The organism is Bacillus sp. AP8, assembly GCF_000321185.1.
Lineage (GTDB): Bacteria > Bacillota > Bacilli > Bacillales > DSM-1321 > Bacillus_AD > Bacillus_AD massilioanorexius.
Window position 1 is genome coordinate 62,778 of record NZ_CAPG01000065.1, and the last position, 24,657, is coordinate 87,434.

At 33.3% G+C, this 24,657-nt stretch carries 26 protein-coding genes and 3 tRNA genes; 4 read left to right on the top strand and 25 right to left on the bottom strand.

What is annotated here, in order from left to right; genetic code table 11:
- The first annotated feature begins 228 nt into the window (after window positions 1-228).
- Complete coding sequence (gene fabF / locus BN349_RS16025; protein WP_026089345.1) at window positions 229-1,473, top strand: beta-ketoacyl-ACP synthase II; 1,245 nt, start codon at window positions 229-231, stop codon at window positions 1,471-1,473.
- Window positions 1,474-1,697: 224 nt separating this feature from the next.
- Here fabF and BN349_RS16035 read toward each other — a convergent pair whose 3' ends face one another.
- Window positions 1,698-2,105: a HAMP domain-containing histidine kinase gene (locus BN349_RS16035; RefSeq protein ID WP_019243351.1), complete on the bottom strand. Its 408-nt coding sequence runs from the start codon at window positions 2,103-2,105 to the stop codon at window positions 1,698-1,700.
- A gap of 254 nt (window positions 2,106-2,359) precedes the next feature.
- Between BN349_RS16035 and BN349_RS16040 the strand changes: the two genes are divergently transcribed.
- Together BN349_RS16040 and BN349_RS25460 are read left to right on the top strand one after the other, a co-directional pair.
- Window positions 2,360-3,037, top strand: coding sequence for a response regulator transcription factor (locus BN349_RS16040; RefSeq protein ID WP_019243352.1), 678 nt, complete (start codon window positions 2,360-2,362; stop codon window positions 3,035-3,037).
- A 231-nt stretch (window positions 3,038-3,268) separates the two neighbouring features.
- Window positions 3,269-3,385 (top strand): anti-repressor SinI family protein, encoded by a 117-nt coding sequence (locus BN349_RS25460; protein WP_019243353.1) that lies wholly within the window; start codon window positions 3,269-3,271, stop codon window positions 3,383-3,385.
- Window positions 3,386-3,551: 166 nt separating this feature from the next.
- Here the strand turns inward: BN349_RS25460 and BN349_RS16050 are convergent, their stop codons facing one another.
- The 4 genes from BN349_RS16050 to BN349_RS16065 form a co-directional block, all read right to left on the bottom strand.
- A complete protein-coding gene (locus tag BN349_RS16050) occupies window positions 3,552-4,223 on the bottom strand; it encodes a YdeI/OmpD-associated family protein (protein ID WP_019243354.1) in 672 nt (223 codons plus the stop codon).
- Between the two features lie 319 nt (window positions 4,224-4,542).
- Window positions 4,543-5,052 carry a QueT transporter family protein gene (locus BN349_RS16055; RefSeq protein ID WP_019243355.1) on the bottom strand — a complete coding sequence of 170 codons (510 nt, stop codon included), beginning with the start codon at window positions 5,050-5,052 and terminating at the stop codon, window positions 4,543-4,545.
- A 149-nt stretch (window positions 5,053-5,201) separates the two neighbouring features.
- Window positions 5,202-5,957, bottom strand: coding sequence for a 3-oxoacyl-ACP reductase (locus tag BN349_RS16060; protein WP_019243356.1), 756 nt, complete (start codon window positions 5,955-5,957; stop codon window positions 5,202-5,204).
- A gap of 123 nt (window positions 5,958-6,080) precedes the next feature.
- Complete coding sequence (locus BN349_RS16065; protein ID WP_019243357.1) at window positions 6,081-6,302, bottom strand: DUF2829 domain-containing protein; 222 nt, start codon at window positions 6,300-6,302, stop codon at window positions 6,081-6,083.
- 169 nt (window positions 6,303-6,471) lie between these two features.
- Here BN349_RS16065 and msrA point away from each other — a divergent pair, with 169 nt between their 5' ends.
- Window positions 6,472-6,990, top strand: coding sequence for a peptide-methionine (S)-S-oxide reductase MsrA (gene msrA / locus BN349_RS16070; RefSeq protein ID WP_019243358.1), 519 nt, complete (start codon window positions 6,472-6,474; stop codon window positions 6,988-6,990).
- Between the two features lie 106 nt (window positions 6,991-7,096).
- Here the strand turns inward: msrA and BN349_RS16075 are convergent, their stop codons facing one another.
- The 20 genes from BN349_RS16075 to BN349_RS16170 form a co-directional block, all read right to left on the bottom strand.
- The gene (locus tag BN349_RS16075) at window positions 7,097-7,813 is read right to left on the bottom strand and encodes a hypothetical protein (RefSeq protein ID WP_019243359.1); all 717 of its coding nucleotides are present in this window, start codon (window positions 7,811-7,813) and stop codon (window positions 7,097-7,099) included.
- 433 nt (window positions 7,814-8,246) lie between these two features.
- Window positions 8,247-8,735: a hypothetical protein gene (locus tag BN349_RS16080; RefSeq protein WP_019243360.1), complete on the bottom strand. Its 489-nt coding sequence runs from the start codon at window positions 8,733-8,735 to the stop codon at window positions 8,247-8,249.
- A gap of 26 nt (window positions 8,736-8,761) precedes the next feature.
- Window positions 8,762-9,253 carry a hypothetical protein gene (locus BN349_RS16085; protein WP_019243361.1) on the bottom strand — a complete coding sequence of 164 codons (492 nt, stop codon included), beginning with the start codon at window positions 9,251-9,253 and terminating at the stop codon, window positions 8,762-8,764.
- A gap of 487 nt (window positions 9,254-9,740) precedes the next feature.
- Window positions 9,741-10,640: a hypothetical protein gene (locus tag BN349_RS16090; RefSeq protein ID WP_019243362.1), complete on the bottom strand. Its 900-nt coding sequence runs from the start codon at window positions 10,638-10,640 to the stop codon at window positions 9,741-9,743.
- Window positions 10,641-10,922: 282 nt separating this feature from the next.
- Window positions 10,923-11,402: a 23S rRNA (pseudouridine(1915)-N(3))-methyltransferase RlmH gene (gene rlmH, locus BN349_RS16095; protein ID WP_019243363.1), complete on the bottom strand. Its 480-nt coding sequence runs from the start codon at window positions 11,400-11,402 to the stop codon at window positions 10,923-10,925.
- Window positions 11,403-11,496: 94 nt separating this feature from the next.
- On the bottom strand, window positions 11,497-11,655 hold the full coding sequence (locus tag BN349_RS25465) for a CxxH/CxxC protein (protein ID WP_019243364.1): 159 nt from the start codon (window positions 11,653-11,655) through the stop codon (window positions 11,497-11,499).
- Window positions 11,656-12,087: 432 nt separating this feature from the next.
- Window positions 12,088-13,266 carry a S1C family serine protease gene (locus BN349_RS16105; protein ID WP_019243365.1) on the bottom strand — a complete coding sequence of 393 codons (1,179 nt, stop codon included), beginning with the start codon at window positions 13,264-13,266 and terminating at the stop codon, window positions 12,088-12,090.
- Window positions 13,267-13,493: 227 nt separating this feature from the next.
- Entirely contained in the window at window positions 13,494-14,288 is a 795-nt protein-coding gene (locus tag BN349_RS16110) for an MBL fold metallo-hydrolase (RefSeq protein WP_019243366.1), read from the bottom strand.
- Between the two features lie 6 nt (window positions 14,289-14,294).
- Window positions 14,295-15,149 carry a two-component system regulatory protein YycI gene (locus tag BN349_RS24110; protein ID WP_019243367.1) on the bottom strand — a complete coding sequence of 285 codons (855 nt, stop codon included), beginning with the start codon at window positions 15,147-15,149 and terminating at the stop codon, window positions 14,295-14,297.
- Window positions 15,136-16,458, bottom strand: coding sequence for a YycH family regulatory protein (locus tag BN349_RS16120; RefSeq protein ID WP_019243368.1), 1,323 nt, complete (start codon window positions 16,456-16,458; stop codon window positions 15,136-15,138). The genes BN349_RS24110 and BN349_RS16120 overlap by 14 nt, the downstream gene beginning before the upstream one ends.
- Complete coding sequence (gene walK / locus BN349_RS16125) at window positions 16,455-18,281, bottom strand: cell wall metabolism sensor histidine kinase WalK (RefSeq protein WP_019243369.1); 1,827 nt, start codon at window positions 18,279-18,281, stop codon at window positions 16,455-16,457. Before walK ends, BN349_RS16120 begins: the two co-directional genes overlap by 4 nt.
- A 6-nt stretch (window positions 18,282-18,287) precedes the next feature.
- Window positions 18,288-18,998 (bottom strand): response regulator YycF, encoded by a 711-nt coding sequence (gene yycF / locus BN349_RS16130; protein WP_019243370.1) that lies wholly within the window; start codon window positions 18,996-18,998, stop codon window positions 18,288-18,290.
- Between the two features lie 443 nt (window positions 18,999-19,441).
- Complete coding sequence (locus BN349_RS24115) at window positions 19,442-20,884, bottom strand: M23 family metallopeptidase (protein WP_019243371.1); 1,443 nt, start codon at window positions 20,882-20,884, stop codon at window positions 19,442-19,444.
- Between the two features lie 341 nt (window positions 20,885-21,225).
- Window positions 21,226-21,298, bottom strand: a tRNA-Asp gene (locus BN349_RS16140).
- 80 nt (window positions 21,299-21,378) lie between these two features.
- Window positions 21,379-21,450: transfer RNA gene (locus BN349_RS16145), tRNA-Glu, on the bottom strand.
- Between the two features lie 8 nt (window positions 21,451-21,458).
- Window positions 21,459-21,534, bottom strand: a tRNA-Lys gene (locus tag BN349_RS16150).
- Between the two features lie 261 nt (window positions 21,535-21,795).
- Window positions 21,796-22,212 carry a DUF350 domain-containing protein gene (locus BN349_RS16155; protein WP_019243372.1) on the bottom strand — a complete coding sequence of 139 codons (417 nt, stop codon included), beginning with the start codon at window positions 22,210-22,212 and terminating at the stop codon, window positions 21,796-21,798.
- Window positions 22,213-23,496 (bottom strand): glutathionylspermidine synthase family protein, encoded by a 1,284-nt coding sequence (locus BN349_RS16160; RefSeq protein ID WP_019243373.1) that lies wholly within the window; start codon window positions 23,494-23,496, stop codon window positions 22,213-22,215.
- A 2-nt stretch (window positions 23,497-23,498) separates the two neighbouring features.
- A complete protein-coding gene (locus tag BN349_RS16165) occupies window positions 23,499-23,813 on the bottom strand; it encodes a hypothetical protein (protein ID WP_019243374.1) in 315 nt (104 codons plus the stop codon).
- The gene (locus tag BN349_RS16170) at window positions 23,804-24,277 is read right to left on the bottom strand and encodes a hypothetical protein (protein ID WP_019243375.1); all 474 of its coding nucleotides are present in this window, start codon (window positions 24,275-24,277) and stop codon (window positions 23,804-23,806) included. The genes BN349_RS16165 and BN349_RS16170 overlap by 10 nt, the downstream gene beginning before the upstream one ends.
- Window positions 24,278-24,657: the final 380 nt, after the last annotated feature.

The following is a 24,657-nucleotide window of genomic DNA, read 5'->3' on the forward strand; positions in this document are numbered from 1 at the left end:
AAGCACTTTCTTATCATTACTACCAAGATCTGAGGAACATTCGAGAAAACGACTAGAACTTATTGTTAATAGATAGTAGGAATAAATCATGTCATGGATCATGCATAGAGATTCGACAATGAAAAAAATTTTTAACAATTTCGAGAAAATTGTAAAAAATTGTATGTTATGAAGTACAATAAACATAAAATTATTGTCTACTAAAAATAGAAATAGAATCGGGGAAAAATTATGAAAAGACGAGTTGTCATTACAGGTATTGGAGCAATTAGCCCGCTAGGACTCTCAGCAGAAGAAACTTGGGAAAGAATTATAAGCGGGCAGTCGGGTATTGATTTTGTAAAATGCGTTCAAGATGATACGATTCCAGTAAAAGTGGCAGCAGAAGTCGATGGATTTGAATTAGAGAAATATATGGGTACAAACCGAAAAAGAAAGAAAATGGATCGATTCACTGAATTTGCCGTTGCAGCAAGCATAATGGCATTAAATGATTCAAAACTTATTATCGATCAATCAAATGCAGAACGAGTTGGTGTTTGGATTGGTTCTGGTATTGGTGGTACACTGACATTCGAAAAAGAGTGCCAAAACTTATTTGAAAATGGAACAAGAAAGATTAGTCCCATTTTAGTCCCTACTATTATTCCTGATATGGCTAGCGGACAAGTTTCTATAGCTATAGGTGCAAAAGGAATCAATAATTGTTCGGTAACAGCTTGTGCTAGCGGTGCTAATTCTATCGGTGATTCCTTCCGAGCCATTCAGTATGGTGATGTAGATATTATGATATCAGGTGGATCTGAAGCATCTATTTCAAGAATGGCTCTAGCTAGCTTTTCAAATATGAATGCTATCTCCAAAAATCCCGATCCCTATAAAGCAAGTCGTCCATTTGATAAAAATCGGGACGGTTTCGTTTTAGGAGAAGGTGCGGGCATTATCGTATTGGAAGAATTAGAGCATGCTTTACAACGAAATGCTCCTATATATGCAGAAATAGTCGGTTACGGATCAACAGGTGATGCCTATCACTTTACAACTCCAGCACCTGGTGGCGAAGGTGCTGTACGCGCCATGAAACTGGCTCTTCAAAATGCTGGATTACAACCTGAACAGATTGATTACATAAATGCTCATGGTACTTCTACGTACTACAATGATTTATATGAAACGCAAGCAATTAAAACATTATTCGGGGATTATGCCTTTAGCATACCTATTAGCTCTACAAAATCAATGACAGGGCATTTAATGGGAGCTACTGGCGCTCTAGAAGCTATATTTGCTGTAAAAACCATTCAAGATGGGATTATTCCTCCGACTATCAATTATGAATGCCCAGATGAAAATCTAGATTTAGATTATGTTCCTAACAAGGCAAGAAAATCTAAAGTAAAAGCTGTACTATCTAATTCATTAGGGTTTGGTGGACATAATGCTACGCTTATCTTCAAAAAATTTGAATTATAAAACTATGATATACTTCATACTTTTCACCGAAATTCAACAGAAAAGAAGCCAAACTGAAGTTTAGCTTCTTTTTTCTTAATTATTACAAAGGAATTTTATAAATTATGCAGCAGCATTTGCTTTTTCTTGTTGATTCTTCGCCTTTGTTTCTGGCAACAGTGCAGCAAAAAACTTAATTCTCTTTTTATTCGATGAATGAAAAGGAAAATTTAGCAAAGTTGTCTCTACGCATCTTCCTTAATTCTTGGTAACGTAAAATAAAATGTTGCCCCATTTTCCATTATGCTTTCTACCGCTATTTTTCCTTGATAGTATTCAATCATTTCCTTAGAAATAGCGAGTCCCAAATCTATTTTTATACGATAAGTAGCAAAACCTGTTGAAGCTATACGTTGCCCATTGATTTTATAGCGACTCCATGAACTAGGAATGTCAGCAAAATGAGGATTTAGAAGAAGATCCTTATTCTGAAAGTCTTTTGGAGTATATAAATGTTCCCAATAAAATTCCCATTCTCCATTTAACTTTAAAGACTCTTTTTCAGGAAAAGATTGAATAGTTAATACCCCTTCCTCTGCTTTTTCTTTCTCATCTATCTTTGAGCATCCAACTAATAGAAAAAATCCTAACATAACTAAAAATAGAAGATAACTGGTTTAAACTTCATAATAAACATCCTTTTTGATTTTCTCTGCTCTATTCTAATAGTACCATTTTTTAACATGTTATAATTTATATATCATGTAAAATCACAGTATCAAAGTATGATAAATTATAAAAAAAGGGTAAATTTATAGTTCTTTAACATAGATGAATGCTTACTCAATATGGTATATTGATGGTAAATATAGGATATTTATATCAGAAGAAAAAAGGGGGAAAAAAGATGCATCCAATCAAAGTTTTATTAATTGAAGATGAGTATACAATTCTGGAAATAATACGTCTTTATCTTGAACGTGAAGGCTATACAGTTTATTCATCATTGAATGCTACTGAAGGATTGCGTTTAATTGAAGAAATAACTCCTGATATTCTCTTATTAGATATTAATCTTCCTGATCAAAATGGGTTTAAACTAGCACAGAGATATCGTGAACTTTCTGATGGTATCCTTATTTTTATTACTGGGGAAAGAACAAAGAGTACCATTCTTCATGGATTTGAGATTGGATGCGATGACTATATTACAAAACCTTTTGATCCCCCGGAGTTAATTGCTAGAATCAAAGCTAGTGTCCGAAGAAGTGGCATCAGTTCTCGCTCTTTATTAACATTAGGAAATTTGACGATAAATTTTTCAGATAAGAGCGTTCAAAAAAATAGTGAAAAAATTAACCTCTTTACAAAGGAAAGAATGTTGCTTTTCTATTTAGCAGAACATCCAAATCAAGTTTTTACAGCTGAACAATTATTTGATTATATATGGGGGATGGATTCTGATGCAGAATTAAAAACTGTTCTAGTCCATATTAGTACTTTACGGAAAAAAATTGAAGAGAATCCTAAAAACCCACAATACATTCAAACTGTAAGAGGATTTGGTTATAAATTTGCAACGTAATAAAACGAACATTAATCATAAGCGATAAAGAATCAGATAGTTTTCTGGTTCTTTTTACTTTTTTTACAGAAATTTAATTTATTATATTTTTAAAAGTTTAACTTATTTTTAACCTTTATAAGATAAGGTTAAACAATAGAAATAAAACAACGTTATTACGCTAATAAAAATGAAATTGTTATTAATGGTAGCTTAAAAAGGGATTCTGTTAAATATCTGGGGGGTATTGACTTGATTGCAACATTAGAAAAAGAATGGGCAGCGTTAATATTAGAAGCAAAGAAATTAGGATTAACCATTGAGGAGGTAAGAGAATTTTTACATTCCAAAAATAATGATGAAAAATGACGCAATTTATATAAGTCATTTCATTAATAGTTGTACTCACTTGCTTACCATTTAAACCTTTAAGAATGATAAAAAAGGAACATACATATTCTTCAGCAAGTGAGGACTCTTTATTTTTATATAAATAAAAAGGACAAGATAGATATATCTCACCCTTTTTGTCGTTCTACTTTCTTCTATACAAAGCGATTGATTTATATCCTTCAGCTAAGATTGTTTCCATTTCCAATAATCGTTTTGTTTGTGTTTCTTTTCTTTTGGCACTATATACGTAGCGTGCCCAATCCTTTTGATAACCAAAAGTTAATTCGTTATATATCTTGAGAAGATCTTCTTTTTTACACAAGTATGCTTTAATATCATCAACATGAATAATATAGTCATCTACACATTGGCTCTTCTTCTCACTAGTCTTCTTTTTCACTTTCTTAGGCTCTGATTTTAAACCGACGATCGTGAAAACATTATTCAGACTAACCATTCTTGCAAATTTTATCTGGCTATCCTTCACATATCCTTCATCGTCTACTGGGATTTCCTCAAAGAAAACATCGCGATCGATATATTGATCATATTTTTTATTATTTTTCTTCGGATAAGCAAAAAACAAGTAGCCCTTATCGCTGACCAATTGCTTTTCAATTATCTCTTGTAAATAATTTAAAAACTCCTCTAGACTAAAAATAAAAATAAAAATTAAGTCATATTGGTTCTTTTTAAGTTGAGAATCATATGATAGCTCAGCAAAATCTCCAATATCATCTGGAACATTTAAAATAGCCTTTGTTGGATATTTCGTAAGATTTAATTTTTCTATAACACTTTTCTTCGAATTCAATTTTCATACTCCTTCAACTTTCCATTCTGCTTCCTAAATTATAGCTAATTCTCCTATTCACTCACAAACATGCATTTTATTATTTATACTTTCCCAGATACTATAAAGCAAATCTCAACTTGAATAGCAAGTAAATACTTTCTTCTAAAAGATATTCAGTAACCATAGAAAATTAACGATCTTTCAACTAAATGATCGAAATACCTTCCCCAATAGCTGCGAAAACTAATAATATGGAAATTACAAAACAAGAGGGTATCCATCAAATTTTACCTTTGGACACCCTCTTAAAAGTTGGCTATTATGAGCCCTCTATTTTTTACTTTGTTAAGTCTATTTTTTTATTTAAAAAATAAATCACCATACCTCCAATAGTCATAGACAATAATTCACCAATCCCAACTGTAAAATATGTCGCCCAGAACGGAAGATCATAAAGGATAGTTAATTGTCCTGCCACTGTAAACATAGATAAAGCAAATATCAATGCGGTAATGACCATTTTCAAAATATCATTTGTAATCTTTTTCGTAGCAAAACGACATAGAATTAATACAAGAAATGTTGCAATACCGCCAATTGGCACGTCAAGAATCCAAGTAGGTGACATAAAATTTGCAAGTACTACTCCTAATGTGACTGCAACAACGTAGCGCTTATTATACAACGCTAAATAATTGAACATCTCCGATAATCGTAATTGTACTGCTCCAAAGCTGATAACAGATAATACAAGCGTTACTGCCACATATAAGGCAGCTACAATAGACGTCTTCGTAAGTTCACTTACTGACGTCCGCGATGACTCTTTTGAAATAGACGTATTCATTTGAATTCTCCTTTGTAAAGTAGCGATATGCCACTTTAGTAATAACTACGACCAAAGGAAGGGAGTTTATTACTCCATCTGAAGTGCCGTAGTGCAAGCATTTTTTGCTTACCTGCGTATTATAACAGAAGAATGGTTCAATGAACATGTTATTTCATAATCCAACCGCCATCAATCGGTACAGTTGTTCCATGCATATAATCAGCTGCCTGACTAGCTAGGTAGAGCGTTAAGTTAGCTACTTCACTTGGTTGTGCCCAACGTCCTGCAGGTGTCTCTTCAGCTACCCACTTTGCCATTTCACCATCACCTTCAAAATCTGCCTTATTCATCGGTGTTTGAATAGCACCGGGAGCAATAGCATTAGCTCGTATTCCTTCACGACAATAATCATAATCTAACTGTTTGGTGTAGCCGATAATGGCATGTTTGGATGCTGTATAAGCGGCCCCACCACCCCCAGCAACTAATCCTGCAATAGAAGCCATATTTACTACGACGCCCGATTTTTTCTTCAGCATATGAGGTAAAATGGCGTTCGTAACTAAATAAGTTCCCTTAACATTTGTGTTCATAATATGATCCCAAAGTGCTTCATCCGTATCAAGTGTTTTCGCAAAACCATCTAATACACCAGCTGTATTAAGTAAAATATCAATGGAATCTGTTTTCGTTAATACTAAATCGACTGCTTGTCTAATATCTTCCGATTTACTTACATTGCCAACTATATAATAAAAACGCTCGTTGTACTTTTGTTTTATGTGCAATAAACCATCCTCATCGAGATCAAGCGCAAATACATACGCTCCGTTTTCCAAAAAAGCCATGGCTTGAGCTTGCCCAATTCCTGATGCAGCGCCGGTTATAAATACTTTCTTTCCTTTATACTCTTCAAACTTCATAATATCACCTTCTTAAAAACACGACTTATCACCAAATGAACAAGTGCATACGTCTTATACTTTCCTATTTTTTTCTCATCAAGCACTAAAAAGCCCACGATTGTTCATGGGCTCTTATCATTATTATTCAACTACTTTCCAATCTTCTGCTAATAAATCACACACAGTAGGTGTAAACATCGTGTAGCCTTCGCCTCGTACATTGATTAAAAAATACGGATTTAAATTCTCTCCGTCATGTTCACTTTGTCCTACAAGCTTCACATATAACTCCGCACCATGCCATCCTTCACGAATTACTTTTTCACCGTTTTTCAAACGTGGTAATATTTCTTCAAAAGTCATCTATGCTCATCCTTTATCTATGTAATATCCATTATTCTTTAGAAAAAGTATAAAGGATATTAGGGGTGTTTACAACAAACGGGCAATTGATTGTGGTTAAAGGGGTTTATCATATAGCTAGACAGCTAACATTGTATAATAGATGTATCAAAAATATAGGAGAATGACTATGGAGAAAATATATTTTGCTGGTGGATGTTTTTGGTGTATGGTAAAACCCTTTGATTCCTATGAAGGCATTCAATCTGTTGTTTCGGGATATATGGGTGGTACAGTTGAAAATCCTACATATGAACAAGTAAAAACAGGAACAACGGGACATTATGAAGTTGTAGAGATTATTTACAATGAAAAGCAATTTTCATTAAAAAATATTTTGGATATCTATTGGTCGCAAATTGATCCAACTGATCCTGAAGGACAGTTTCAGGATAGAGGTGCACAGTATAGAACGGCTATTTTTGTAACAAATGAATCACAAAAAACAGCGGCAAAACAATCAAAAAAACAAATGGCAGAATCAGGTCGATTTAAAAAAGAAATTGTAACAGAAATAATAGATGCAGCAATCTTTTATCCTGCAGAAGACTACCATCAAGATTTCTATAAGAAACAGCCTAAACATTATCAAGAAGATCGAAAAGCAAGCGGTAGAGATGCATTTATTGAAAAATATGGAAGTAATTAGATAACACTGTACCCTATACACTAAAAAGAGGGTAACCTAAATGTTACCCTCTTTTTAGTTAAGTTCCTAGCACTTTATTTAACAAGCCCTCTATGTATATCTTCCTTTACATGACCTTTGACTGTAACTGCTTAACACTACTCTTTTGTTGCTTTTTTAAATTAAAATAGCCAATGGCTGATATGAATAATGCGCCTATAGCGTCGACTATACAATCCTCCATCGTGTCTGCAAGAGCTTCCCTTCCAATAAGTACAACTCCATCTGCCGTAATAAATTTCTGCATATTTGTTCCCAGCATACCATCTGCCGTAAATTCGTAAATTTCCCATAGCGTTCCACAAGTTAAAGCAAAACAAAAAGCAAAAAGAGCCACAAAAAACGGAGGTAATTGAATGTTCAGCTTTTCGGTATCATTTAAGAAATTAACAATAACAAAGCCTAACGCTCCTAACATAACTGCACTGAAACAATGAAGAATTAAATCCCAATAAGGAATTTTAAAATAAAAATTTTGAACTTCTCCTAAATAAATGGCACAAAACAAAAAGATAAAAAAGATAATTTCAATTATGTCGGGTATATCTATATGAAACCGTTTCTCTACTTTTGACGGAAGAAAAATAATAATACTTCCTACGACACATTGTAGAATCATTAATACATAATCACTTTTCACCCGCTCATACTCATTTTGAGCAGGTCCTGATGGAGCAATGATCAACATATATATGGCATATAAAACGGATATAATCAGTAATCCCAATACAATTCTAAAAATCCAAGTCTTTTTTTTCTCGTGCTTATGACTTCCCACGATCAATTAAATCCCTCCTTTTTAACCTATGTTAATCATACATGATTCTCTTCTTCCCGTCCTTGTCTGATTCTAATAAAGAAAATTTTGTTTCCTATAATCAATTAATAAATATGTTTGAATTAAATTCCTCCCTAGGTCGCTCGCTTTCCACAGAAGTCTGGCACCTTACGCTCCTTTCGACTTTTTATGCTAGTTTTATCCGACAAACTTATAAAAATTTAGAAAATAGCCTAAAAAAGTATGAACAATATATTTTCCTAAACACAAAAAACCGTACCTTATTAAGGATACGGTTAAAAGCTTTATAAACAATATCTATAAAACTATTTTTATATAATTAAAATATACAGTGTCTAATAATTTTGAAACGATAACATTCAAATTAATGATAATTGCATGGTTAGAGTTTAGATAATGATTTTTGCAAAGTAATACGTTATATCATGCTAGTTTGCAATGTTTCGAAGGCTTCCTTACCGAAAAATGCATTTGCTCTATTTTCTATTTCTGTTAAGATTGCATCATTTTCGCGAAGGATTTGACGAATTTCATCTACAATTTGCATAGCATTTATCCCTGTAATTTGTTCAGCAACTCTTTCTAGGAGAACCTTAGTATCAACCGAAAATCTGCGTGCAAAGCTATGGCACCTGACAATATTATTTCGGAGAAACTCAGAGTATTCAGGTGTAAAGGCGCGTCGGATGCATCCTCTCATTCCAGCATACCCATAGGAAACCTCTGATGCCGCGCGATAAAATAAAATCATCCCATCCGCTCGACTTGATTCAGGATGCAATCTCAGTTCTGTAATAGAAGATACTAAACGCTTTACTACTAATGCACCTTGCTCCGTTGCTTTCCACCATTCTAATAAACGCTGTTGTTCCTCTTCACTCATATGGTTAGAAGATGGTTGTGGCATTTCCTTCTCTCCCTTAAAATAGTCTACTAAAGTCGCGGAATGGCTTGAACCTTTTGGACACGTTTCAGAATCACATTCCATTCCTTTCCTAAAAGTTTCTTCCCGAACTTATTGGCCTCATGAACTTTTTTAGCAATTTGTTGATTTAATAACCGACTTTGCTCGATTAAATAATAAGTATTCGGTGTTACTTCCTTTGCGACTAGTTCAAAATTAGGGATCAATTGAATATTGCTGATTCTCAAAGTATCTAAGTCCAATACAAGCATTTCTTTACCTAGAGAAATGCTTTCATCCTTTCGAAGTCGTTCAATTGTCCCTCTGACAGCGTCAAAACCGTAGCCAATGTCAGCCACAGTAGAGTGATAGCTGTTCAATCCTGGTGCATTCCGTAACGAAGGAATCGAACGAAAACCAGTTGTAATAGAGCAAACCACTTCTTTTGCAGCCATTCCTTTCTCTAAAGCAATATCTATCAAATTAATATAATGATTCCTCTGACTGCTTCCTACTTTCAAAATTTATCCCCCTTTTATCCAAAATTTCCAATGTTTTAAAAGTGCCCTTTAAGCTAAAGTATTCGGTCTTGAGCTGTCCTTATGATTCAATTTGGAATATCTAGAGGAAATCGCCTGTTTCACAAATAAAAAGTGTCCTTATACAAAGAGACAACACCTATTATGATGTTTTGGGACTTTCTATAAACAAAGGCTGTTTTCGTATATTTGGTTGTCCATGAACGAACAGTGAATATAGGTTGAGTTGAGTTCCGCTTCAGTTTACTCGCTTTTTAGTGGGAAGAGCGTCGATCATCCTCGGGACACAGTACCTGTGGGTGTCACTTGTTTCGCTGCTCCCGCAGGAGACTCACACCTTCCGCTCCATTCGCCTTTTTTATGCTGGTTTTATCTGACAAACTTATTAAAAACAACAAAAAAACACAACCCTTACAAATGGTTGTGGCTTTTCTATGTTTTATCATTATTTAAAATACGGCTCAAATTATTATATTCTAAAATCAAAAAAATCCAAGTTTGATAAGCTAGTTAGATAAATATACTTTCCTGTTTCATTCTGAGAAATTTTACAATAAGCAAAAAACTTTACATCCCTTTTTTCTTCACATAAACTATCTAATTCTGTAATCCATTTCTTGCTAGTTAAACTATCTTGTATTATTTTTGCTGATATATATAGCGCAGTCTTTTTATTTTGTCTATTTGTAATCCCAGATTTAAAAAAAATAAGATAGTCACCCTCATTCTTTTTTAAACGGACAATATTTCCTTCACCGTAGTAAATTCTTTTATAGTTACTTATGTTATCTAAGTCTGTGTATATTAGGTCATTAAACATTTCTTCATAAGATATTTTAAAATTTTTTATTTCTATATATTTTTCTTTTGTTTTATTTTCATTTTTATATTTTATAAACTTTGAAATTAAAGGCTTTATACTATAATAATTAGAAGTTTTCTTTTGATAGTCTTCTTTTTGGGATTTATTTTGCCTAAAGAATTCACTATGATTTTCTTTCGTCTTCACATTGTGGTTATTTCTTACATATTGATGTGTCTTAGGTCTTTCTAAAAATAAAGCATCTATCTGACTATCTATATATGATTGTTCATTATTTGTAATCTCACTTTTTGTATTTCTTTTATTTAGTGCTTCAAGTTGATAACTACAACCCAATTCATGCTCACCATAAGCCTTGAAATGGGGAGTATTTTTCATCTCTACTCTTACTTTATCAATATTTGCTGCGGTTATTTTCAAACTACATTTCGGGCATTCAAATGCTCTTTTATCTGTTATTAGACCATCCCAATAAAGTTCATAAGCTTTTTCAACATCAATTATTTCATTGTATTCTTTACTATATGCTTCTTCTATTTTAGCCATAAATTCCTCCAATTATTGTACAATTTAGAAGTATTTAGTTCTATACAGTTTATTATGTAAAAAAACAAATAATTTAAAAATTTTTATTTTAAATTATTTGTTTTTGTTGTAATTATTTTTAAATATTGTATTTTTAGTTATCTTATTTGAAGAATCAATAAACACTAAAAAGAGGAAGACTACATCCTTCCTCTTTCACGTCACATTTCTACCTATTTAACATATTTTTAATTTCATTTAATTTATCAAATTCAATGGTACACTCTGATTTTTTGTTTACCATCACTTATGATACGGTTCACCACGATTAATACGAAACGCTCGATAGATTTGCTCCACTAATATTAATCTCATTAGTTGATGTGGAAAAGTCATTTTTGAAAAGCTCAGGGTTTCATTACTTCTCTTCATAACTTCATCACTTAGTCCTAATGATCCACCGATTACAAAAGCAATTTTACTCTTTCCATATGTAGCAAGCTTATCTAGATTATCAGCTAACTGCTCAGAAGTTTTCATACTTCCTTCAATTGCAAGAGCAATGACATGCGTATCCGAAGAAATCTTTGCTAGAATGCGCTCTCCCTCTTTTTGCTTAACGATTTGCATATCTGTTTCGCTTAAATTTTCTGGTGCTTTTTCATCAGCGAGCTCAATAATATCTATTTTCGCATAAGCAGAAAGCCTTTTTGTATATTCTGCAATTCCTTGCTTTAAGTATTTTTCTTTTAGTTTCCCTACGGTAATAATAGAGATATTCACAACTTATCCTCACTTTACGCACATTTTACAAACAAGATATCCACATTAGTTATCCACATATCCACATTCTTTGTCCACATTTTGTATACGAATATTAGTTCCCCACAATATATGTTGCCATCTCATCACAATATTCACAGCCTGTTGATAACTTTTCTTCATCAGAAAGTTCTCTTAATACAGGTGCTACCTCATATTCATCAACAACTACATCTAATGCAAGTTCTACGTGTTCTTTGCAGCAATAGATCATCTTATATTCCTCCATTTTCAATTGTTTTTCTATATGTTTTACACATTTAAATTAGAAAAAATTTTTGTAAAACGCTTTCAGTTATCCACAAGATAGCATTTTATTCATAATTACTATCTCACGCTTTTACACTTGTCATAATAACATAACAGAAAAAGTTATCAACATATAACTATTTTATAGCCCGTTCTTCCTTTTGCCTTTATTTGCTTACAACTCATTTATCATTACTTTCTGTTCCGTGGTCCACTTTTATAAGCTCTTGTTAACTAATTTTCTTTCCATAAGAGTCTCAGAGATTTCCACGCGTTTATTTCAATATAAATGATCCACAACGTATAAAAGATTGAAGAGAAAAAACGTGTTAAAAGTTGTTTTACACTTACTTTTAACACGCTTCTTCAAAATATACTCTCCACACTATTCAAGAATTTATAAAGTTTCTCCTTGTAACGTGACTTTAATTGTCTGAGCTTTTCCATTACGATAAAGCTTTATTTCTAATGTATCTCCAATTTTTTTCTTTTCGTATAAATGTGTCCGGAAACTCGCCATGTCGTTTATTTTTTCTCCATCCATTTCTACGATTACATCGTATAATTTAATCCCCCCTCTTGCAGCTGGAGAATTTGGTTCTACATTTGTAATAGCAATTCCTTCTTTTACATCAGCTGGGAGATGAAGCGTCTGGTTCCGGTGGTATTGTGAAACATCCGTTAAAGGAAGTAGACTTACTCCTAAATATGGTCGTTTTACTTCACCATATTTTTCAATAGCTTCAACAATAGGAATGGCTGCATTAACCGGAATGGCTAGCCCAATTCCTTCTACAGCTTGCTCTGCAATCTTCATGGAGTTAATACCAACAAGCTGTCCATCCATATTAACTAGCGCTCCTCCACTATTTCCTGGATTAATGGCTGCATCTGTTTGAAGTACTTCAGCATTCCAATCAACAACTCCATCTTCATTGATATCGATTTCGATTGTTCTCTCTAAACCTGAAATGATACCTTGAGTCACTGATCCAGAGAATTGTAAACCTAGCGGATTTCCTATAGCTATTACAGGCTCTCCTGGTTTTAATGCATCTGAATCACCAAATTCCGCTACCGTTTTCACATCTTTTGCATCAATTTGAATGACAGCCAAATCAGTCCAAATATCACTTCCTAGTATCTTCGCTGGAACTTTTGTGCCATCCGTTAAAGATACTTCCAAAGTAGTTGCCCCTTCGATTACGTGATGATTTGTAATAATAAAAGCTTTTCCATTTTCCTTTTTATAGACAACACCCGATCCTGTCCCGGCTGCTCCACCTTGATTCAATATAGTCGCTTCTTGAATATTTGTAATCCCTACAACAGCATCAGCGGCTTTTTTATAGGCTGCTGTTACAGATGTTGTTATATCTACAGACATAGTTTGTTTATTTTTTGGTTGTACAAATGAAGTGTTTCCATCATCATTTCCTAAATTGGGAAATAAAAATCCTACCAATAATGCTCCTACTATGACACCAGCTAAACCTGATAAAAAATAACCTGTTTTATTAAATTTCTTATGTTTTCTCTTTGGAGCATAATCAAAATCTTGATTATAATCATCCATTCTCCTCAGCACCTTTCACATCATACTTTTCTACTGCTATAGTCCTCTATTATTATTGCCAATTTTTTTCGAGATTAACTATCTAAATTACAATAGATAAGTCTTATATATAGGATGAAATTCTTCTGTCAGACTGACTAGTATCCAGCTTGTTAATTCCATTTATATCTGCAAAATAAAAAAGAGTATCAAACATGGTTTACCATGTTTGATACTCTTTTTTCATACTAGACTAATACTAACTCAGTTGCCTTTTTGGGATCTGTATCATATAAAGAAAAGCCTTCTCCTACTATGAGACCTTGACCTTCTAAAGTTTGCGTAACAGACATTCGTGCTAAGTCTTTCATATTGTTGTCAAGACTTAAATGTGCCAAATAAATACGTTTTGTTTGATCACCAATCACTTCGCTCATTGCTAACGCTGCATCTTCATTCGATACATGTCCAACATCACTAAGTATTCTTCGCTTTACACTCCATGGATATCTTCCCATTCGAAGCATTCCTACGTCATGATTACTTTCGAATACAAAACAATTTGCGTTCGAAATGACACCTTTCATACGATCGCTTACATAGCCTGTATCCGTCATTAAAGCGACCTTTTTTCCCTCGTGATGAAAAACATAAAACATAGGCTCTGCAGCATCATGTGAAACTCCAAATGATTCTACGTCTAAATTACCAAATGTTTTAACAGTTTCCATATTAAAAACAAACTTCTGATCGGTAGCAATTTCACCAATATGACTTTCCATTGCTCTCCATGTTTTCTCATTAGCATATATAGGCAATTTATATTTTCGAGCAATAACTCCTAAACCTTTAATATGATCACTATGTTCATGAGTCACTAGCACAGCTGTTAAGTCAGAAAGGTTTCTTCCGATTTGTTGAAACAGCCCCTCCATCCCTTTTCCACTCAATCCAGCATCTACTAAAATACGTTCTTTTTCTGTCTCTACATAAAACGCATTTCCCGTACTTCCGCTTGCAAGTACACTAAAATGCATGGCCATCTACCTTCACTCCAATTTATGTTGATCTCCATTTAATATCTCATTTGTTTCATCTGTATCTTCTGTATTAGGTATTTCCTCATCTTCTTCATCTAGCTGAATAATTTGTCCATCAATTGCATTAACAAATAAATCTTCTTCACCGTTCAAAACAATATGCCAGGTAGGCGTCAATACATGAGAAGCGGTTAGCAATGCTAGATTATAATAGCCGATTTCAACCTTTGAAATCTCACTTTTAGCAGGTAAAAAACCTTTCTTATAGATCGTTTCAATCGCTTTTTCAGCTGTTAAAACCTCTTCTTTTTCATTAAATGGCTCAATATTTTCGATATATGTTTGCTCGTATGAATCAACTTCTCTTTTACCATTGATATACAAAGTTAATTTAGCATTCGTATTATCAAAAATAACTTTATCCTCGTAGGTTTGATAATACACAATACTATTTGAGTCCTCTTCAACCTTCCAGAACTTATACTGATCTCCGTTAAGAACACTTTCTTTTACTAGAGCATCTAGCGCTTCTGAATGAAGCTTTTCTCCTAAAGGAAAAGGCTTATCCAGCTTCGAGTAGATTTTTACCTCATTGAAAATAATAGCCTTTTTCTGACCTTTAAGCTTTTTTAAGTCTTCTCTTTTAAACGTTTTACTTTTTCCGCTTAAATATTGCTCTTTCGTTACCTTCTTAGGCAGCTCATTAATTTTGATTTCATTTTCAGCTAATAATTCATCTAAGGTAGATTCTGATAAAGTCTCTAACTTATTTGAACTAACCTTTTCAACATATTGATAGAGAAGGAATATATTTAGCACGAGGAAAACTGCAATGAAGATTGTTTTTGTTTTACTCCAATCCATTTATCATTCCTCCTGATTGCTGCACATTTAATTGTTTCCATTCTCCATTATACTTATAAAACCAAGCTGGTTCTAAAGCCAACAGTTGTGGTTCTTCTGGGTCTTTAAACATTTTATAACCAATCGACATATTTTCTAATAAATCTGGTTTAAATTCCTTCATATTTTTTATCATATCAAATGCCTTTTGGCCAGAAGGTAAAGTTACTTTCTCACTCTCAAAGGCTAAAGGTGTATCTAAAGTAAAAAATGGACGATTGTATGTCAATATCTCATCTTTCGACCAAATTTGTTCCACTTCCGACATTCCAGCGTCATTAAAAACTGGTAACCCATGGACAAATAAACGAAATGTGGTTTTTTGTGCCTTTTCGTCCAATTCTGCAAATCGATAATTATCTTCCCAACCTGAATGCTCATTAATAAAATCAATGCTTTTCTTTAATAACTCAGAAGGCGTAATCGAATAATCCTTATTTCTTCGTGGATTAATATAATTTAATTTCATCGTATCGTTATTTACAGTCATTAAGCTAGATCCATCTGTATACTCATCGCCTCTAGCTGTATACTCTTGTTTTACACTACTTGGATCAGAAAACAAAGCAGCCTTAAATTTTTCAAGTGGAATTGTTTTAGGCTTATATTTGTATTTACTAATTTTTGTTTCATCACTTGGTAAATAAATAAACTTACTATCCCGTACTTTAATTTCAGTATAAAGACTCATTTTCGTCATTAAATCTTCCAAATGCGTTGTGTACTTATTTAAATGAGATATATCTACACTAAATTTATACACTCTTTTTTTCGATTCAGAAACAAAAAATACTTGGTTTTCTTTTTCTTCATCAGAAGTTTGAATAAAAATTCGATCAAAGTCTAAATCAGGTATTTCACGATCTTCGATGTTGATAACTTGTTTATATAATGAGAATGGAATACTACTTGAAAATAATAATTCACTCATACCAGGCTCTTGTAAGAAGCCTTGCCAGTCATGAGTTGAAATACTTCCAGATATATCTTTAAAACCATAAAATGTCCATGAAGAGATATCTTTCATGATTCGATTAATCGTATCTTCTTCCTTCGTACCATATAATTGATTTCCACTATGATAAACAAATTGAAAAGGTTTAATAATACTAGCAATTTCTTGCTTATTCGAAATAGCAACCTCTTGTATATATTCTTTTTGACCTATTTTCGATATATTAGGTGAGTATGTCCAAATATTCCATGTTAAAAACGCACTTAATGCAACTAAAACGGCAAGGATAAACGATTTAATTATTTCTTTATTCATAACCACTCGTCCTCTTGGTCTATATCATAAGGTAGAGTGAAGAAAATCGTTGTTCCCACTCCCTCTTGACTTTTTGCCCATATTTTCCCTTCATGTGCAATCACCATCTCCTTGGCAATCGCTAGACCTAATCCAGTCCCACCTAAATTTCTCGCACGCGCTTTATCTACGCGATAAAAACGTTCAAAAATCTTATCTAGCTTATCTTTAGGTATCCCAACACCTTGATCTCGTATACTCACTTCAATATAACCTTCTAATTCTCGTAACTTGAAGGTTAATTGTCCACCCTCTGGAGAATATTTAATTGCATTGGATATCGTATTGTATAAAACTTGTGTAATCTTATCTTCATCTATTTCGACAAAAATCGTTTTCTTCGGTATGATGCGCTTGAAGGTAATATGACCTTCTTTTCCCATCTCAAAACGATCAATAATATGGTTAAAGAACTCGCTAAAATCTACCCAGTCTTTCTTCAGCTTATAATCTTTGCTATCCATCTTAGATAACTGTAGTAAATCATTTACTAATCGAATCATTCGTTCTGTTTCATTTTGAGTAACGCTTAGGAAATTAGGCGCCAAATTTTCATCCTTCCACGCACCATCGGCTAAAGCTTCCAAATAACTTCTCATAGTTGTTAATGGTGTTCTTAATTCATGTGAAACATTTGCAACAAATTCTCGACGCTCTTCGTCAATTTTTTCTTGCTCTGTAATATCATGTAGAACGGTTATAAGACCATTTACAAAGCCTGTTTCTTTTTGAATAACAGAAAAATTTGCTCGTAATACGTAATGCTCTTCTTCCGTGCTAAAGTCTAATGTAATAGAGTCTTGGAGGGCTAATAAATCTTCAAATGTATATTCTTTTTCTAAACCTAACAAAGAAACAATAGAAGTCGATAATACTGTTTCACGTGAAACATCTAATAATTGAGCAGCTGGCTCATTAATTAAAATAACTCGTCCTTTACGATCAGATGCAATAACACCATCTGTCATAAAGGCTAATACCGATGCTAGCTTTCTTCTCTCGCCTTCTGTTGTAGACTGCGCATCTTGTATTTTTTTCGTCAAACTATTAAAGGTAATGGCTAACTGACCAATTTCGTCATCACCATATACTTTAACTTTTCGAGTGAAGTTTCCTTTTGCCATCGCCAAAGCTTGCTTTCTCATATCTGACATTGGTCGAGTAACGGTTTGAGCTAATAGAATTCCTAACACAGCTGTTACACCAAGTGCAATAGCTGTCCCAGTTGCAAAAATATTATTAATTTCTCGCAACTGTACAAAGACATTCTCAATTTTGGCTTCTAAGTATATAGCTCCAATTACTTCATCGTTGGATTCGATAGGTGTAGAAAGGATCCAAACACGCTTTTTCGTTTCAGGATCAAATACTACTCGTCCATTTTCTTGCCCTAATACAATAGTTTGTGAAATCAAACGATCCTTTGTTCTTTTTCCAACGACTCCTTGATTTTCAGAATCTGACGTTCCTAGAATTCGACTACGACTATCAATTACACGTACTTCTGAAATATCACCAGAAGTAAAATCATACAAGATGGACTTAATATCATCTTCTAGTTTTGATGACTCCCCTTCAACACGCTCTTTGACCATTTCTTCTTCCACGTTATATGCTAATAAATTTACTTTTTCCTTTAACGAGTTTTTAAAATTGGTAATCAATCGATCTTCTAGACGATCGACAAAGTACACACCAATTATTTGCATCGCAACAAGTATAAGTAGTACATAAATCAGTACAAACTTTAAGTGAATAGAACGAAAAAATCCTACTTTTTTCATTTGTTTTTACTCCTGTTCAGGATTACGCAAGTAGTAACCTACTCCTCTTCTCGTTACGATCCAGCCAGGATGACTTGGATTGTCCTCAATCTTTTCTCGTAAACGGCGAACTGTTACATCCACTGTACGTACATCACCATAGTAATCGTAACCCCATACCGTTTGTAGTAAATGCTCTCTAGTCATTACCTGTCCAATATGTTTTGCTAGATAATGCAGCAGTTCAAATTCTCTGTGGGTAAGCTCAATTGTTTCCTCACGCTTCGAAACAACATAAGCATCAGGATGTATCGTAAGAGAACCAATTGATATTTCTTTTGGCTCCTCTTCTTCAACACTTTGATTCACGATTGTTTGCTGTCTTCTTAAATTTGCTTTTACCCTTGCCAACAGCTCGCGGGTACTAAATGGTTTTGTTACATAATCATCTGCCCCTAGCTCTAGACCAAGAACCTTGTCGATTTCTGAATCTTTCGCTGTCAGCATAATGATAGGTGTGTCATATTTTTTACGCACTTCTCGACAAACTTCCATTCCATCTCTTCCTGGAAGCATGATATCTAGTAGAATTAAATCTGGATGAATTTCTTCTACTTTAAGTAAAGCTTCATTTCCGTCATACGCACAGTGTACTTCGAAACCTTCCTTTTTAAGATTGAATTCGATTATATCTGCAATTGGTTTTTCATCGTCTATTACAAGGATCTTTTTTTCCATTTGAAAATCTCCTTTGCTCTTTTGTATTTCTTCTATATGAACGTAAACTAAGAATGATTAAACTCTATCCTATATAATACTTTATCATGTAAACGGGTGTAATTCATCTTTTTAAAATAAGCTCTATTTAATAATATGGCTGATTTATATAGACAAAAATCTAGCATTTTCCACTCTTCTAAAAAGATAGGCTACCAAATACAATGGTCATTTACTTTTGTAACTTCTTAACACTTTATATTGTATTTATTTTTCATCTATTGATTTTCTTATAAGAGCTTCGCCACTTTTATTAATACAATATTGAAATGAGAAACTATAAAGAAGCCAAACAAAGCCTTAAATAAAAGGTAAGAGGGTATCCAAAAAACGATAACTTTTGGATACCCTCTCATATGCATAAAATGAATGTGTTTTATGGTAAAAGACTTTATTTAATCCACTTAGTTAAAATAACTCATCGGATTCGTTAACTGACCATTTACATATAATTCAAAGTGTAAATGAACACCTGTCGAATTACCTGTAGAACCCATAATACCAATTTGGGAGCCTGCAGATACGATTTGACCTGCCTTCACACTAATAGAATTTAAATGAGCATATATAGTTCTCATACCATTACCATGATCAATGACAACTTTATTTCCATAACCTCCATTATTATATCCAGCTGAAACAACTACTCCATTATCAGCAGCTTTTATGGCACGGTTACTTGGACCTGCAATATCAATCCCTTTATGCATTTTCCCCCAACGAGTTCCTACCTCACTAGTTACATAACCTCCAACAGTTGGCCAAGTTAACTGTCCACTACCAATTGAAGTTTCTTTTGTACCTCTTATACTAATTTCCTCTGTTGGTTCTTTCGTTACTGCATTAGAAAAGATATTTTGAGATGTTTGTTTACCGTTTGTTTGTGTCACTTCATAATGAAGTTGTTTTACACCATTTTGACCAGCTTGTTGAATTTTAGTTTTTCCCTTTTCTAAAGAATTAGACTCTACAACTCTCTTTTCAAAAGGAATATCCTGTTCTTTAAAAACTTCTTTAACAACTCTCATTTGAAGAGCTGGTTTAGAAGTTTTGACTTGTATTCTTTGTCCAGTTTTTAGTACTGTATCTTCATTCAAAGACGGATTAATAACTAACAGCTCTTCAGTACTTACTTGGTAAGCTTTTGCTATTGAACTAAGTACATCTCCACTTTGAACCGTATATGATTTTAATTCAGTCGTACCTTTATTTAAATAATTCAAAGCCTCTGATTCCGTAAAAATTTTGTCCGGTAAAACAGCTGAATTTACTATTTTCACTTCATTTAAAAGTTCAATATTTTTAATTTTTGTTCCTACCGCTGTTAATGCGTTAGTATTTTGTGTCTTCTCTTTTTCATATTGAGTAAGCTCTAATTCCGTTACAAATTGCAAAGTAAACTTGCGTAAAAGTTGATTCATTTCAGCTTCTGTTGGAAGATATACGGTTTCTTTTCCATCTATTTGTAAAGCTTGAACATTTGTTTCTACTTGGATTGTATTTGCTAGATTATCAACTATTTGAGGTAGTTCCTCAGGAACATGGAAAACTTGTTCTGGGATAAAAGTCACATCAGGATCAATTTCTAATTGATATTTTGGAAAAGTTTTTTTCGTTTGATCTATTTTTTGAGATAATTGTTGATATAATTTCTGCTTATCATTTTCAGTAATGCTCCCTAGAAGAGTTCCATCTTTATAAACATGATAAATAGTTGTAATATCATTATTTTCTTCTGCTGATGCAGTATGTTGTATTGAAAATGTTGAGAATGCAATTGTTAAGAGCATTGCCTTCTTCATTTGATTTTTGTAATTTGCTAAATCGAATTTTTGTAACAACGACACCAAACTTCCTCCTTATGTCTGCTTGAAAGTTCTTAAGTGTATCACTTATGGCCTACTTACTAGTCCACCATTACACCTACTAAACTTTAACATAATTCAGATTTAAAAAAGGAGGAGTCTCTATAATGTAATATAAATGTATAAATAGTTACATAATACATGCTTGTGTATCAAATTTCATAAAAAAAAGCTCTTTTTCCCCATATATTTATTAATTTTTGTCGAAACCACACTTCTTCTTTATTACAAAAATAATGATTTTGTAATAAAAATTCATCTTCATTACTCTCTGCATCTCAGACAAAAATAAAAACGCCTAAAATAGGCGTTTTTATTTGAGACGGTCCCGACGGGAATCGAACCCGCGATCTCCTGCGTGACAGGCAGGCATGTTAACCGCTACACCACGGGACCAAAAACTACTAATCTATATAAAGTAAAAGCTAACAGTCTAACCGTCCTTGCCAGTTATTTGCTAGCTTTTACGTTGCCGATGACCCGTACGGGATTCGAACCCGTGTTACCGCCGTGAAAGGGCGGTGTCTTAACCGCTTGACCAACGGGCCACACAAAATGGTGAGCCATGAAGGATTCGAACCTTCGACCCTCTGATTAAAAGTCAGATGCTCTACCAACTGAGCTAATGGCTCAAAACAATTACTGTCATCAGCGACGTTTTTAATAATAGCATAGCTTCTATTTTAATTGCAATATGTTTTTCTAAAAAAGTTTATTCTGAAAATTTATCGTGTAACAATCCTTCTCATTTCCCTTTGATCAACTATATAACTATCTAGCAATTTTTTATCAAGTCTCTCATTTAAAAGGAGCTTTTGTACATTTAGAGAGACTTCATAAAAAATATTTGATAAAAAAGTGCCCTCATTCTGATAATCATTTTATTAAAATAATTAATACGTTAAACTAGCTCCAACGACAATTCCAACAACAATGGCTAGAGAAAACAGACTAAAACCGACAGCAAGATTACCCTCTTCCACTTTCTGTTCTAGCTTAATAATAGGTCTAAGAATTAATTCAATAATTAAGTAAGAAAACACTTGAACAGCAATTCCAATCAAACCCCAAATAAAAGCATCCAGTAAACTTATACTATCGGACCAAACTGTATATATAATAATAGCTAACCCTATAGCCTTCCCCCATAATTTCAGAGCAACTGCTAAATTTCCTTCCTTAATAAGTTGAAGCTCGGAAAACTTGGTTGTTAAAGCAAAAGCTATCAACCCTAAAATAATTAATATAAAACCAACACCAGCATGTGCTAAAAAATTCAACATGGCATCTACTGAAATAAACTGTGACATTTATGATTTTCCTCCTTTTTCAATTCCGACAGGTAAAAAATATGAAGCATTATTGGTAATTTGACCGCCCACTCGAACACCTATTGCAGCAGATTTTCCATTTAACAAGAAGCAACCGTACATATAACGAAATAATTTTTCACCCTCTACTGTTTTCACACTGCACTCCGGAAGATCAATATACTTTTGATACACTGATAATGATTGATTATAAGTTTTATTTTGGTCCTCTAATTGCTTTGTTCCATCACCGCTATATATCTCAATCGTATCTCCTTCTCGACCAAAGGAAGGTTTTCTTACAAACGCTTCCTCTTTTTCCAGAAATGGTTCTGCATCTAAATAGGTTGGTAAAAAATATGCTTGAATCCATTCATGCTCTTCCTTTGAATAGTACTCATGGTTCTGTTCATGAAGACCCCAAATAATTGCCATAATAGCTTTGGATTGTAATAAAAAACTAGAAGGAGGATTAAGAATAGCCACTTGCTTCTCTTCTACTAATTTAAGTAACATTTCTCCTACTTGTTCATCTGTATCAGGATCTTTATCGTCTACTAAATGTTCAATTGGATACGTTTGTCTGTATAAAACAGCAATTTTTTCATTATTAGCTGTATAAACACCTTTTTCCAATACAACTTTTCCGTCCTTGCTAATATTTTCAGGAACAATCTTCAGGTGATGCAAAGGTACGTATTCGGCTTCTATTTGACAAATCTCCATAAGATAAAGAGTCGTATAATAGTCTTCTTCATGATCGCCATGTGAAGTAAATACAACCTTTCCATTTTCAGGTGCTCCAATACTTTGTAATGAAGAAAGAATTGCCTGATGAATACTATACGATAATTGCTTTTCTAATAAATGATTAGGATTATCACAAAATAGTTCATTACAAATAAATTGATTAACATGAAAGGTTTCTTTAATAAAAGTTGGTGTATCACTATTTAATTCTAATAATTTTATTTCATTATTTAAGACTACTAAATCTATTCTAGCAATGACGGTTTCAAATGGAATTTGCTTGAATCGAATGAATGATAGCGTTTGTCTAGGAAAACCAAGCTGAAGAAGAGTTTGATCATCCAACTGACGTAATAAGAACGCCATTTTGAAAAAAATATGACCAATACGATCCGTAGCTGTTCGAATATTAGCTATTTTCTTTTTACTCTCAATTTTCACATCCAATAATGCATATTCTGTATCATAGAGATCATGCCAAAAATCTTGAACATTTTCATAGACTTCTTTTCGTTTTAGAGCATGACTATTCATCTTTAACCTCCAAAACCTCCCTTAGTTCCACTGCCAATTCCAGATTTATAACTACTTTTGTAAGTTTTGTACGTATCATCGGCTTTCAATGACGTTTTGGATTTATAAACCCTTCCTCCATGATAGTAACTTCTATACACACTTGAACTACTATCATCACAATAATAAGTTCCCGTTTCTTTATCCCATTCCCAATCATCACACGATGTATCTTTTGGTTTATCAGGGCGACTTTCATTTTCACAAGCCGTTGTGGTAACTGTCATTAATGTGGCCATTACTCCAGCCATCATTTTTGTTGTCTTCTTCACTTCCATTCACCCTCCCACTCATATCCAGTAGGCGTACCGTATAAGACATAAGTTAAACGATCTTCATCTAACTCTGCACTATCCCTTTGCCATTCTTGATGATTTACATATAAAAAGGATGATCCAATCATACTCAATATATCTAAATGATTTTCCTTACTTACTATTTGAACTATTGGATGATTCTTCATCGCATTTAATTCACGAATTTCTAAAGAAATGCCCTTATTTTTTTCTTCTTGTAATATTTCTGGTGCATTCTCTTCAAATATCTCAACATAAATAACATATAAATCTTGCTCAATGGCAGATGATAGTTGCTTATAAGTCACCCCATTTTTCACAAAGAACTCGCATTCTCTTCGAGCTAATATTTGTTCTAATTCTATATTTTCATAAAAATATAACGGAATATATTGATCGTGACCTTTCCATAAACGATATTCCAATACTCTACTGATTCGTTCCAATTTATCCCTCCATTCGATAACTATACGTACGGATAAAGCTTCTGCATAGTTTCACGTGAAACGGTGATTTTTTATATTCCTACTTTTATACTATAAGCTATTTATAGGTAACAAAATTGTTTCTTTTAGAGTTTTACTTTTACTTAGCGTATAGTTGAGCCCTACAACATAAAAAAATTAGCTAATATGGCTACTAGCTAATGAAATGATGTTTCTATAAACCTTTTTGTATAGTTTGCTGCCTATGAACAAGTAGTGAATAGGCTGAGCTGAATTCCGCTTTTGGATGCTAATTTTATTCACTGAACTTATATAAAAACAGCCTTCTATAAAATAAAACAATCTTCCCTCTCTAAGAAAGGAAAGATTGTTTCATAATT

Bases quoted from the DNA above. Each gene is read 5' to 3' on its own strand.
- BN349_RS16035 (WP_019243351.1), bottom strand. From the start codon at position 2,105: ATGTTAGGATTTTTTCTATTAGTTGGATGCTCAAAGATAGATGAGAAA.
- BN349_RS16040 (WP_019243352.1), top strand. From the start codon at position 2,360: ATGCATCCAATCAAAGTTTTATTAATTGAAGATGAGTATACAATTCTG.
- BN349_RS16055 (WP_019243355.1), bottom strand. From the start codon at position 5,052: ATGAATACGTCTATTTCAAAAGAGTCATCGCGGACGTCAGTAAGTGAA.
- BN349_RS16060 (WP_019243356.1), bottom strand. From the start codon at position 5,957: ATGAAGTTTGAAGAGTATAAAGGAAAGAAAGTATTTATAACCGGCGCT.
- BN349_RS16065 (WP_019243357.1), bottom strand. From the start codon at position 6,302: ATGACTTTTGAAGAAATATTACCACGTTTGAAAAACGGTGAAAAAGTA.
- msrA (WP_019243358.1), top strand. From the start codon at position 6,472: ATGGAGAAAATATATTTTGCTGGTGGATGTTTTTGGTGTATGGTAAAA.
- BN349_RS16080 (WP_019243360.1), bottom strand. From the start codon at position 8,735: ATGCCACAACCATCTTCTAACCATATGAGTGAAGAGGAACAACAGCGT.
- BN349_RS16090 (WP_019243362.1), bottom strand. From the start codon at position 10,640: ATGGCTAAAATAGAAGAAGCATATAGTAAAGAATACAATGAAATAATT.
- BN349_RS25465 (WP_019243364.1), bottom strand. From the start codon at position 11,655: ATGATCTATTGCTGCAAAGAACACGTAGAACTTGCATTAGATGTAGTT.
- BN349_RS16105 (WP_019243365.1), bottom strand. From the start codon at position 13,266: ATGGATGATTATAATCAAGATTTTGATTATGCTCCAAAGAGAAAACAT.
- BN349_RS16110 (WP_019243366.1), bottom strand. From the start codon at position 14,288: ATGGCCATGCATTTTAGTGTACTTGCAAGCGGAAGTACGGGAAATGCG.
- BN349_RS24110 (WP_019243367.1), bottom strand. From the start codon at position 15,149: ATGGATTGGAGTAAAACAAAAACAATCTTCATTGCAGTTTTCCTCGTG.
- BN349_RS16120 (WP_019243368.1), bottom strand. From the start codon at position 16,458: ATGAATAAAGAAATAATTAAATCGTTTATCCTTGCCGTTTTAGTTGCA.
- walK (WP_019243369.1), bottom strand. From the start codon at position 18,281: ATGAAAAAAGTAGGATTTTTTCGTTCTATTCACTTAAAGTTTGTACTG.
- yycF (WP_019243370.1), bottom strand. From the start codon at position 18,998: ATGGAAAAAAAGATCCTTGTAATAGACGATGAAAAACCAATTGCAGAT.
- BN349_RS16155 (WP_019243372.1), bottom strand. From the start codon at position 22,212: ATGTCACAGTTTATTTCAGTAGATGCCATGTTGAATTTTTTAGCACAT.
- BN349_RS16160 (WP_019243373.1), bottom strand. From the start codon at position 23,496: ATGAATAGTCATGCTCTAAAACGAAAAGAAGTCTATGAAAATGTTCAA.
- BN349_RS16165 (WP_019243374.1), bottom strand. From the start codon at position 23,813: ATGGAAGTGAAGAAGACAACAAAAATGATGGCTGGAGTAATGGCCACA.